The sequence below is a fragment of the Halomonas sp. PAMB 3232 genome (genome assembly GCF_031954225.1).
Lineage (GTDB): Bacteria > Pseudomonadota > Gammaproteobacteria > Pseudomonadales > Halomonadaceae > Vreelandella.
In genome coordinates this window covers 1,072,452-1,083,429 of the sequence record NZ_CP134865.1, presented here as the reverse complement: position 1 = coordinate 1,083,429, position 10,978 = coordinate 1,072,452, and the positions used below count along the sequence as shown (strand labels likewise).

Sequence of the window (10,978 nt, the reverse complement as noted above, 5' to 3'; positions counted from 1 at the left end):
CCGTCAGGGCCTGCTCGGCACGGTTCATGAATGCGCGACGAGGCGTTTGATCGCACGCTCCAACCGCGCCATGGCCTCCTCTATATCCGCCTCGGGAATCACCAGCGACGGCGCCAAACGCAGCACGTTGGGCCCGGCAATCAGCGCCATTAGTCCCTCTTCGATGGCCAGCGGCAGGATGTCCTTGGCACGCCCCTCGAAGGCATCGCTCATCTGCGCGCCCATCAACAGGCCCATACCGCGGATCTCCTTGAACACGCCGTACTTCTCGTTGATCGCCTCCAGGTGCTTGCGAAAGAGCTGGTGGCGCGCCTGGACGCCGTCGAGCACTTCCGGGGTATCGATCACTTCGAGAGCGGCGAGTGCGACCGCCGAGCCCAGGGCGTTACCGCCGTAGGTCGAGCCGTGGGTGCCGAAACCCAATGAGGCGCCGATGTTATCGGTGGTCAGCATGGCCGCCATGGGGAAGCCGCCGCCCAGGGATTTGGCGGTGGTCAGAATGTCCGGCGTCACCCCAAAGTGCTGATAGGCGTAGAGCTTGCCGCTGCGCCCGACGCCGGTTTGCACCTCGTCGAAAATCAATAGCGCCTGGTGCTCGTCGCACAGCGCGCGAAGGCCTTCGAGAAACGCCTGGGTGGCGGGAATGACGCCGCCTTCGCCCTGCATCGGCTCGACCATCACCGCACAGGTGTCGTCGTCGATCAGCGCGCGCACGCTCTCCAGGTCGTTGTACTCGGCGTGCTGGATAGCGCCGGGCACCGGGCCGAAGCCTTCGGAGTATTTGGGCTGGCCGCCAACGGTGACGGTGAAGAGCGTGCGGCCGTGAAACGACTGGCGAAAGGAGATGATCTTGTCCTTTTGCTTGCCGAAATGATCGAACGCGTAGCGCCGAGCCAGCTTCAGCGCGGCCTCGTTGGCCTCGCCGCCGGAAGAGCAGAGATAGACCTTCTCGGCGAAGGTGCTGTCGACCAGCTTGCGGGCAAGCGCCAAGGCCGGCTCGTTGGTATAGATGTTGGAGAGGTGCCAGAGCTTTTCGCCCTGCTCCTTGAGCGCGCCGACCAGCGCTGGGTGGCAGTGGCCGAGCGCATTGACGGCGATACCGCCGGCCAGGTCGATGTACTCACGCCCTTCCTGATCCCACAGGCGGCTGCCCTCGCCGCGCACCGGCACCACCTGCTGCGGCGCGTAATTGGGCGTCATGTAGGTGTCGAAATCCTGACGGCTGGGCGTGTGGCTCATGTGACTCTCCGGTTACGGGCAAAAGAGTTCCAGTATACGCAGACGATCGCGTTTCGCACTTTCACGATTGAGACGGTTAATTATGTAAAGCGGCGACAACCGATGCGCGAGTTGCTCATGGCGGGGCACTTTTTAAAAAAAGTGTCGGCTTGATTTTTAAGCGTCAGCGACCATAGTGATTAACGCGATGATTAGCCGGCTAACACGACGGCCCGAGCCGTTTTGACGACCCTTCCAGGAGAAACGTATGCAGATCGATTTGAGCGGTAAACGCGCGGTGATCACGGGCTCTACCGGGGGCATTGGCTACGCGATCGCCAAGGGGCTCGCCGCGGCGGGCGCCAGCGTCGTGGTGACCGGGCGCAGCAAGGAGCGGATCGACCAGGCGCTGGAAACACTCGGGCGCGACGTCGAAAACGCCAACGCCACCGGCGTGGCGGTGGATTTGAGCACCGCAGACGGTTGCCAGAAACTGATCGAGCGCGTGCCGGAGGCCGACATCCTGATCAACAACGTCGGTATCTTTGAAGCCGGCGACTTTTTTGATACCGATGACGATACCTGGCAGCGCTTTTTCGACACCAACGTGATGAGCGCGGTGCGCCTGTCGCGCCACTACGCCCGCGGCATGCGCGAGCGCAATTGGGGCCGGATCCAGTTCATCTCCAGCGAGTCGGCGCTGAACATCCCCACCGAGATGGTCCACTACGGTATGACCAAGGCCGCACTGCAGTCCGTGTCGCGCGGGCTCGCCAAGGTGCTCACCGGCACACGGGTCACGGTGAATGCCATTCTGCCCGGCCCGACCCGCTCGGAAAGCGTCAATGCCATGATCGAAGAGCAGGCGCGCGAGAAAGATATGTCGATCGAGGAGGCGGAGGCGCGCTTTATCGACGAAAACCGGCCCTCGTCGATCATTCACCGGCTCGCCGACACCGACGAAGTCGCGAATCTGTGCGTCTACGTTGCCTCCGAGCAAGCCAGCGCCACCACCGGTGCGGCGCTGCGGGTCGAAGGCGGTATCGTGGATACCATGGCCTAGGCGCTGTACGAGACGTCACGTGGGGCGCGTCAGGTCAATCGCTCTTCCCGGGGCGTCAGGCCGAAGTGGTTGCGGTAGGCGGTCGAGAAGTGCGCCCCGGAAGAAAACCCCACGGCCAGCGCGATCTCACCGATCGGCTGGTCGCTTTCGCGCAGCCGCGAGCGCCCGGCCTGCAGGCGCAAATCCAGGTAGTAGCGGCTCGGTACCGCCTGCAGGTATTTCTTGAACAGCCGTTCGAGCTGGCGGCGCGAGACGCCCAGATGCTCGGCGAGCTCCAGCGTCGAAAACGGCTCTTCGATGTTCGCCTCCATCAGCGCCACCGCGTCCACCAGGCTTTGCGGCGCGTGGCCCAGGCGGCTTCGAAGCGGTACATGCTGGGGCTCGTCGGCGGTGCGCACGCGCTCGTAGGCGAACTGCTCGGAGACCCGCTGGGCCAGTTCGGCCCCCAGCTCGCGGCGAATCAGCGTTAGCGTCATATCGAGCGCGGCGGTGCCGCCGGCCGCACTCAGGCGGTCACGGTCGATCTCGAACAGGGTCTGGGTGAAGGTGACCGCCGGGTAGGCCTGAGAGAGCGCGGCAAAGCGCTGCCAGGGAAGCGTCGCCCGGTAACCGTCCAAAAGCCCACAGCGCGCCAGCACCTCGCTTCCACCGGCAAGCCCCCCTAGCGCCGTTTTCGAAGGGAGCGTGCGCAGCCACCCTACCAGCGCCGCGCCGAGCGGATAGGGCAGCGGCGAAGGCGCGGCGATGAACACGCAATCAAAGGCCTCTGCACCGTCGCCGAGCCCGAACTCGACCTCGGCGCTGAGGGCGGCGGCGCTGCGCACGCTGCCTTTTTCAAGGCCGAGCGAGACCACCTGATAGCGGCTCTGGCCGCTGAGCTGATTGGCCAGCAGCAGCGGCTCGACCAGGCAAGCGTGAGAGAGCAGAGAGAAGCCGGGCAGCAGCAGCACGCCGAATCGCTTCGGAGTGGACGAAGGAGCATCGATAGGTGACGCGTGCGCCATGAAAACGACCGGTTGAAAACAAAGGGATATCTTAACCAATAACGCCCGGGGAATCAGTGCGGCTTTGTAAGAAAAGCGGCCAACGCAAACAGGGCAAGGGGGAAGCCCCTTGCCCTGTGCGTTTTAGCGCCAGCGAAGGCTTGCCACGAACGTGGCGCCTTACTGGCCGCGGTTCGGATGGTTGGCGAGCTCGCCCACCTGCATGTCGCCGTCGACCTGGCTGTAGTTGTCCTCGTTGTACTCCTCGGTCGCGGACTCGATTTCGTCGCTACCGTAGGTGGTTTGCATCACCAGCTGGTCGTCTTCGAGATTGATCTCCTGCAGCGCCAGCGCCACATCGGTGGCACCGAAGCCCCAGAAGCCGCCAATGGAAACGACGGCGTAAAGGTCGCCGGAGTCGTTGTGCTCGACCACGTTATCGACCTCGCCGATCTCCTCGCCTTCCTGATTGACTACCGTCATGCCTTCGACATCGCTGATCGTCAGCGACATCAGGCCGCCCTGGGTGTCGTTTTCGGCGAGCGTTTCGTCAGGCTCGAGGTTGTCCGGATCTTCCATGGCGTTCGGGCTACGGCCCTGGTTGCCGTCCATCTGGCCGTCGCTGTCGTCAGCGGCCTCTTCGGTCATGGACTCCTCCGCCGCCATGGCTTCCTCGGTCGTGGCGTCGTCGGAGTTGGTTGAGGGCGGACTCTCCATCTGGCCGTCGCTTTCGGTATCGTCTACCGCGTCGGCCTGGGCGTCAGCGTCGCTACTCATGTCAGCATCGCTGCCCTGGTCATCGCTCATCTGGCCCTGGCTTTCGTTGTCGGCGCCGGAGGCGCTACCGGTGCCGCTGTCGGTGTCCGCATTGGCGTCGGGCTCGGCCGCCGTCCCCATGTCGGTATCCGCTTCCATGTCGGTATCGGTATCCGTGTCAGTATCGGCGTCCATATCGGTATCGCCGCTTTGCGCGTCGCTACCGTCGGTGTCGTCTTCGGTGCTGGTCTGGCTTTGCGCCCCCTGCGCGCCCTGGGCAGCCGCTCCTGACGTCTGTTGCTGCTCGTTGGAACCGCCGGACGCCGCCGGACTCTCTTCTTCGGCCAGGGCGCCAAACGACGTGCCCGCGCAGATCGCGGCGATGGCGACCGCCAGTGCTGTCCGTTTCATGGGGTGACTCCTTGTAGTTGATCGACTCTATTGAAGCTAGTGAGCAAAGCCGCGATACGCAATTTATTTTGCGCCCGCACGGTCAACGGCATCGGGAGACGCTTGGGTCTGGCTGAAAGGTCTGTTTGAAAGAGTCTGGCTGCAACGTCGGTGCGGGTCACTTACCGAGCAGTATGCCCGCAATAATGAACAGTGCGAGCGCCACGGCAAGTACGGAAACGACGATGGGCAGGAGTTTATAAAATCCTTTGGGGGAGCGCCTTGCTTCGGGCTGTCGATGAGCGGGCATCTGCGGCGCCCGTTCAGGTTGGCGCTGGCCCATTACGTGCTCTTTCTCTTGTTTGGGCGTTTTACTTTCGCGGGTATCCATGGCCTCGCCTCTTGAGCGGGCGCCCGGGACGGGCGCCCGCCCTCACAGGCTTCGAGCCTTTTTGAAAAGCGCCGTTAAAGCGAGACGACGTCGAAATCGACCTCCGGGTCGACGTCGGCGTCGTAGTCGACGTCCTCACGCTCGAAGCCGAACAGTTTCAGGAATTCGTGCTTGTAACCAGCATAGTCGGTAATCTCGAAAAGGTTGTCGCTGGTGACTTCCGGCCACAGATCCTGACACGCCTTCTGGACGTCGTCGCGTAGCTCCCAGTCGTCCAGACGAAAACGCCCCATCTCGTCGAGCCCCTGGGCACTCTTGTCTTCGGCGTAGAGGCGCTCGCCGAACAGGCGGTTGAGCTGGTCGATGGTGCCTTCGTGCAGGCCCTGCTCTTTCATGATGCGATACACCATGGCGATATAGAGCGGCATGACCGGAATGGCCGCACTCGCCTGTGTCACCACAGACTTGAGCACTGCCACGTTCGCCTGGCCGCCGGTCTCACCCAGCTTGGCGTCGATGGCCGTGGCCGCGCGGTCCAGATCCTCTTTTGCCTTGCCAAGCGCGCCGTGCCAGTAGATCGGCCAGGTGATCTCGGTGCCGATGTAGCTGAACGCCACGCTTTTCGCCCCCGGGGCCAGCACATCGGCATCCGCCAGGGCGTTCATCCAGAGCTCCCAGTCCTCGCCGCCCATCACGGTGATGGTGTCATCGATCTCGGCCTGGGTCGCGGGCTCGACTTCGGCTTCGATGATGGTGTCCTTGTTGGTGTCGATCGCCGTGGCGCGGTAGGTCTCGCCGATCGGCTTAAGGCTTGAGCGCTTGAGCTCGCCGGTATCCGGCAGCTTACGTACCGGGGAGGCGAGTGAGTAGACCACCAGATCCACCTGCCCCATGTCCTGCTTGATCAGTTCGATGGCTTTCTCACGGGCTTCATGAGAGAAGGCATCGCCGTTGATCGCCTTGCTGTAGAGGCCTTCCTGCTTGGCGAACTTGTCGAACGCGGCGCTGTTGTACCAGCCGGCGGTGCCGGGCTTTTTCTCGGTGCCGGGCTTTTCGAAAAACACGCCCAGCGTGTCGGCGCCATAGCCAAAGGCGGCGGTGACGCGCGCCGCCAGGCCGTAACCACTGGAGGCGCCGATCACGAGCACCTTTTTCGGGCCTTGGCGCTTGTCCAGACCGCGGGCTCTGGTCGCCTCGATCTGTTCGCGCACGTTTTGCTCGCAGCCCTTGGGGTGCGTGGTGGTGCAGATAAAGCCGCGTACTTTGGGTTTGATAATCACTGGGATCTCCTTATCGAAAATCGGGGTTCATCGACGGGCAGGCCCGTGGCGTTGGCGCCCATTCTAGCGGGCCGAGGCGACGCTGTCCGCACTTGAGCCTGGCGGGTTTTCGCGTCAGGATACTCAGATGAACGTATCAGGCCCTGTAAGGGCCGATGCCTGGACGGCCAATTCGCGATGATGAACCAATGAACGCACAGCAGTTAGTGGATGAACGTGGCGACGTTTGGCTCGCCCTCGCCCCGCTCTGGCTCGACCGCGAGCCCGGCGAGCGCGACTACGCGCACATGATCGAGGTGATCCAGGCGCATGGGTTGTCGCTCAAGGAGCTCGAGTGGATGTTTCGCCTGGAGCTCGCGCCGGTGATGGCGCGCCATCAGCTCTCCATTGCCAGTGAATGGCGAGCGTTCGACGATCGTAAGCTGATGCAGCAGCTCGTCTCGCACAACCTGCGCTTGCGCGGCTGGCGGCGCAAGAGCTGGGCGCTGTTTTCGGGATTGACCACGATGATGGTGCGCCACCGCTGGGGCGCGCTGATGCAGCGGCTGATGGTCGCGCGCGGGGACGTTCAGGGCTCCTGATCGAGCGCGGCTTCCACCGCCCGGCGCAGCGTCAGGCCGCGCTCCCTGGGGCCGAAGCGCGCGATCACCCGGCCGTCGCGGCCGACCAGAAACTTGGTGAAGTTCCACTTGATCATGCGGGTGCCTAAAAGTCCCGGCGCGTCGCGTTTGAGCGCGGCGAACAACGGATGCGCCTCGGGCCCGTTGACCCGCACCTTCTCCATTAGCGGAAAATGCACCCCGAAGCGCTGCTCGCCGAATTGGCAAAACGCCTCGGCGCTCTCCGGCGACTGACGGCCGAACTGGTTACAGGGAAAGCCGAGCACGGTGAAGCCGCGGTCGCGATAGCGCTTGTAAAGGCTTTCGAGCTCCTCGAGCTGCGGAGTGAAGCCGCACTGGCTTGCGACGTTCACTACCAGCAGCACCTGCCCTTTCAGCGCGCGCAGGTTGAACGGTTCGCCCTGATGGGTATGGCAGTCCTGCTCGAAAATGGTCATGGCAAAGCCCTTGTCGAAAACCCGTTGAAAACGATGACGTTACCCGGCGCATTACGCCTCGACCAGCGGCCCCATCACCACGCGCAGCGCCAGTAGTAAAAGCAGCACACCGGTCACCCGGTTGACCCAGTGCGAGCGGCGCTGAAGCCAAGGCAGCACGGAAGAGTGCGAAAGCCCGAGGGCAACGATCAAATACCATCCGCCGTCGATCACGACCGCCGTCATCACGATGATCAGTTTGGCGAAAAGCCCCATGTCCGGCGATACGAACTGACTCAGAAGCGCCACGAAAAAGAGAATCAGCTTGGGGTTGATCAGCGCCACCAATAGCCCCTCTTTTGCGGCCAGACGCCTCGTCGTTGCCACGTGGGCTGGCGAGAGTACGCCTGAACGGCCGGCGCGCAACGCCTTGACGCCAAGCCAGGCAAGATAGGCGGCCCCAAGCCAGGTCACCCAGCGAAAGAGCTCCGGGTGACTCGCGATCAGCGCGCCAAGCCCCAGCACCGTCAATAGCGCGTAGATACCTACGCCAAGCGCGTGGGCCACCGCCGCGATCATTCCGCTTTGGCGCCCGCCCCCCAAAGTGTGGCGTAACACGAGCGCCAGGCTTGGCCCGGGCGACATCGCGCCCATGGTACAAATGGCGGCCAGCGACAGCCAAAGTGACAGCGGCATGCTTTCTTCCTTCTCGTTTTTATCGTCGCCAAGGGCGGCTTTCAAGCGCGGCGAAACACTCCCCGCCACGCGGTCTTAAATAACGCTGTTAGCATGTTACGCTGTTGGGTAAAATTTTTCCCTTTTGATGAACCATGGCGTTGATCGTCCCGAGCTCCAGGGCTCGCGATGTCGATTTACCATGGCGTTGATGAATATAGCGCCTGGCGTTCAGGCAGCTTTAGGCGATGAAAGGACGTTAACATGGGTAGGGCGTTTCAAAACCGCAAGGAATCGATGGCCAAGACGGCCGCGGCGAAAACCAAGGTGTACAGCAAGTACGGGCGCGAGATTTATGTCGTCGCCAAGTCCGGCGGCACCGACCCCAACGGCAACCTGGCGCTGCGTGGCCTGATGGAGCGCGCCAAGAAGGATCAAGTGCCTTCGCACGTGATCGACAAGGCGTTGGATAAAGCGTCGGGCGCCGGCGGCGAGGACTTCTCTACCGCCCGCTACGAAGGCTTTGGCCCGGGCAACGCCATGGTGATCGTCGAGTGTCTGACCGACAACCCGAACCGCACCTTTGGCGACGTGCGCGGCTGCTTTACCAAGACCAAAAGCAAGATCGGCACGCCCGGAAGCGTGAGCCACATGTTCGACCACTGCGCGATCTTCTCCTTCAAGGGGCAAGACGAGGAAGCGGTGCTCGAGGCGCTGATGGAAGCCGATGTCGACGTCACCGACATCGAGCAGGAAGAGGAGCGCATCACCGTTTTCGCGCCGCACACCGATTACGCCAAGGCCAAGCAGGCGCTGATCGACGCCTTTGGCGAGCTCGATTTCGAAGCCGACGAAATCCAGTTCTTGCCCCAGACCACCACGCCGGTGGAAGGCGACGACGCGGTGATGTTCGAGAAATTCTTCGACATGCTCAACGATCTGGACGACGTGCAAAACGTCTTTCACAGCGCCGAGCTGCCCGAGCAGGAAAGCTAAGCCCGCGCTAGCCGCGCGGCTTGCTCGGCCCCGAGGTCACCTCACCGGCATCGAGCGCGGTGTCCGGCGGCAGATGCGCGGTTTTGATCCCGGCCTGACTGAGCACCTGTTTGGCGCGCACGGTCAGGTCGGTAATGAACAAAAATTGCTGACGCGGGTCGACCGGGTAGGCGCGAATGCGATAGTGCGTGCCCCAGGGTTTTTCCTCGGCAACGACGATGATTGGCGCATCGAACCTTAAATACGCGCTGGTCAGCGCCACGTCCTTGAGCGCCTGGCGCACCCAGCCCGCAGCGTCATCGACGCAAAGATAGAAGCTCGTCACGCACTGTAGCGACGGCCCACCGTTGTTGGCGTTATAGACCGGCGTATCCCACAGCTTCAGGTGCGGCATGGCGACCAGGTCGTCGTCCGGGGTCTGGATGTGCACGGTGCGCATGCCCACGTGCTTCACCTCACCATAGGCATCCTCGATCTGCACCCAGTCTCCGGGGCGGTAGGGAAGCTCTACCGCCGACACCACCCCCGCAATCAGGCTGCTCACGTAGTCCTTCAGCGCGAAACCGACCGCCAGCCCCAGCGCGCCGAATAGCGTCACCATGTTGCGAAGCGATGGGTCGATGATCATGGGCACGATCAACACGATCGCCGCAATCAGAATCAGAAGCCTGGTCAGCGGCACCAGCGCGAACACGCGAAAGCGAAGCTGGCCGTGAAGCCGGTTGGCCAGCCAGTTCAATCCGCGCTGGCTCAAAACGATCAGAAGAATCGTCGCCAATAGAATCAGGCCGACGGTGATGACCGTACTGGTATCGATATCGTTGAATAGCTCGGCGTAGCGTTTGCGCTCTTCCATGAAACGTCCTAAAGCGGGTCGATGAGATAGTTACGCGAGGACAAAAGCTCGCGAACGCTGGTATACGCCAGAGGGGCTACCTGCCATCGCCCTTCGTAATGCGTGAGAACCCCCTGCCGGGACAGCACCATCCGCGCGTTGAGCGTCTCGGAGCGGGTGAACGGCACGACCTCGGGCAGTGCCTGGTCGCAAAGCCCGCCGTGGATGAGCAGCGAATGCAGCACGAGCGTGGCGACATCGCCGGTTTCATTGGTCAGCTCCGCTTCGTTTAGCGCATCGAGCAGCCAAAGCTCATCGTCGTGACCACTCTCTTCGATTGGCTCGCGAAGTTGCTCGCGCCAGTAGCTGCGCGCGATGCCGAGCTGGCCACGACAGTGCACGGCCAGGTACTGCATATCGCTTTCGTGTTTATGCGTTTGCTGGCTCTCGACGGTCAGCGGCTCGCCGGTGCGCGTGCTGTAGACCGTGAGCGCCTGGTGCCCCGACCCCGCGCCGATGAAGTACTCGGCAAGCTGCTCCCCCTCCACGGCCTGCAGGGTCAATGTCGGCACGCTGTCCAGGCCGATGATGTGCTTGAGAAAAGCGTAGCTCCAGCTATCGCAGCCAATCACGCCCTGGCCAAGATGCCCACCGAGCGCGCGCTCCAGAAAGGCACGCACCCCCTGAATGCCGGCGTGATTGCGTAAGAAACAGCGCTCCAGCGCCGGTAGCGCCCAGCGCTGCTGACCGTCGAACGCCATGATCCAGTCGGTATCAGCCGCCAGCAGCGCCTCGACCGAGGGCGACTCGGCAAGCATCACCTGCTGGTCTCTGGCCCACTGGGAAACGATCTGCTGGTGCCCGCCGTAGGGAGGCGTGATGAAAATCACTACCGGCTGCTGATAAAACGTGCGATCGAGCGTCTCCCCCAGGGCAGTGGCCGGTCGGGACCAGTCGATGGGCGGGGCCAGGTGGGCCAGGCGCACTTCGGGAAGCTTTCTCAGCTTCTGCTCTTCGATCGCGTGTCGCTGGGCGGCGCGCTGTCCTGTGAGCCAGGTCTTGAGTGCGCGAACGTAGCGCTGACGGCGGGACTGCTGGGTCTTCTGTGGAGTAGAAAACGCCTCGAGTTCGACGATCTCCCAAAGGGGGGAAGAGGCATCTTCCGAACGCTTTGCCATAGCGCATCTCGTTGGTTGCTAAAGACGTTCAGCTTAGCACGCTGCACCGGAGCCGGTGCTTACGAACTTAACGCGAGTAAAAGGGTCAATAGGGGTAGACCTGACCGCAACAAGAGTCCGTTAAAAGACCTTCGCGCGGCGGTGCCAGGAGAACACTCAAGCATGTAGACCCCGGTG

Annotated in this window: 12 protein-coding genes; 3 read left to right on the top strand and 9 right to left on the bottom strand. The window is 62.6% G+C overall.

Features of this window, described 5'->3' with window-relative positions; all coding sequences use genetic code 11:
- Positions 1-24 precede the first annotated feature (24 nt).
- Complete coding sequence (locus tag RN346_RS05035; RefSeq protein WP_311962338.1) at positions 25-1,239, bottom strand: aspartate aminotransferase family protein; 1,215 nt, start codon at positions 1,237-1,239, stop codon at positions 25-27.
- A gap of 247 nt (positions 1,240-1,486) precedes the next feature.
- Here RN346_RS05035 and RN346_RS05030 point away from each other — a divergent pair, with 247 nt between their 5' ends.
- Positions 1,487-2,281, top strand: a complete 795-nt coding sequence (locus RN346_RS05030) for an SDR family oxidoreductase (RefSeq protein ID WP_311962337.1) — start codon at positions 1,487-1,489, stop codon at positions 2,279-2,281.
- Between the two features lie 29 nt (positions 2,282-2,310).
- Here the strand turns inward: RN346_RS05030 and RN346_RS05025 are convergent, their stop codons facing one another.
- From RN346_RS05025 to fabV, 4 genes are all read right to left on the bottom strand, one after another.
- Entirely contained in the window at positions 2,311-3,285 is a 975-nt protein-coding gene (locus RN346_RS05025; RefSeq protein WP_311962336.1) for a GlxA family transcriptional regulator, read from the bottom strand.
- A gap of 159 nt (positions 3,286-3,444) precedes the next feature.
- On the bottom strand, positions 3,445-4,431 hold the full coding sequence (locus tag RN346_RS05020) for a PRC-barrel domain-containing protein (RefSeq protein ID WP_311962335.1): 987 nt from the start codon (positions 4,429-4,431) through the stop codon (positions 3,445-3,447).
- Between the two features lie 157 nt (positions 4,432-4,588).
- Positions 4,589-4,801 (bottom strand): hypothetical protein, encoded by a 213-nt coding sequence (locus RN346_RS05015; RefSeq protein WP_311960366.1) that lies wholly within the window; start codon positions 4,799-4,801, stop codon positions 4,589-4,591.
- 74 nt (positions 4,802-4,875) lie between these two features.
- Complete coding sequence (fabV, locus tag RN346_RS05010) at positions 4,876-6,081, bottom strand: enoyl-ACP reductase FabV (protein WP_263584708.1); 1,206 nt, start codon at positions 6,079-6,081, stop codon at positions 4,876-4,878.
- 188 nt (positions 6,082-6,269) lie between these two features.
- Here fabV and RN346_RS05005 point away from each other — a divergent pair, with 188 nt between their 5' ends.
- On the top strand, positions 6,270-6,662 hold the full coding sequence (locus RN346_RS05005; RefSeq protein WP_263584709.1) for a hypothetical protein: 393 nt from the start codon (positions 6,270-6,272) through the stop codon (positions 6,660-6,662).
- Here RN346_RS05005 and RN346_RS05000 read toward each other — a convergent pair.
- Positions 6,650-7,138: a glutathione peroxidase gene (locus RN346_RS05000; RefSeq protein WP_263584710.1), complete on the bottom strand. Its 489-nt coding sequence runs from the start codon at positions 7,136-7,138 to the stop codon at positions 6,650-6,652. The two genes, RN346_RS05005 and RN346_RS05000, sit on opposite strands and share 13 nt — an antisense overlap.
- 51 nt (positions 7,139-7,189) lie before the next feature.
- On the bottom strand, positions 7,190-7,813 hold the full coding sequence (locus tag RN346_RS04995; protein WP_263584711.1) for a LysE family translocator: 624 nt from the start codon (positions 7,811-7,813) through the stop codon (positions 7,190-7,192).
- A 243-nt stretch (positions 7,814-8,056) separates the two neighbouring features.
- Here RN346_RS04995 and RN346_RS04990 point away from each other — a divergent pair, with 243 nt between their 5' ends.
- Entirely contained in the window at positions 8,057-8,788 is a 732-nt protein-coding gene (locus tag RN346_RS04990; RefSeq protein WP_263584712.1) for a YebC/PmpR family DNA-binding transcriptional regulator, read from the top strand.
- A gap of 7 nt (positions 8,789-8,795) precedes the next feature.
- Here RN346_RS04990 and RN346_RS04985 read toward each other — a convergent pair whose 3' ends face one another.
- Positions 8,796-9,644 carry a mechanosensitive ion channel family protein gene (locus RN346_RS04985; RefSeq protein WP_263584713.1) on the bottom strand — a complete coding sequence of 283 codons (849 nt, stop codon included), beginning with the start codon at positions 9,642-9,644 and terminating at the stop codon, positions 8,796-8,798.
- A gap of 8 nt (positions 9,645-9,652) precedes the next feature.
- Positions 9,653-10,801 carry a hypothetical protein gene (locus RN346_RS04980; RefSeq protein WP_311962334.1) on the bottom strand — a complete coding sequence of 383 codons (1,149 nt, stop codon included), beginning with the start codon at positions 10,799-10,801 and terminating at the stop codon, positions 9,653-9,655.
- Between the last annotated feature and the right edge of the window lie 177 nt (positions 10,802-10,978).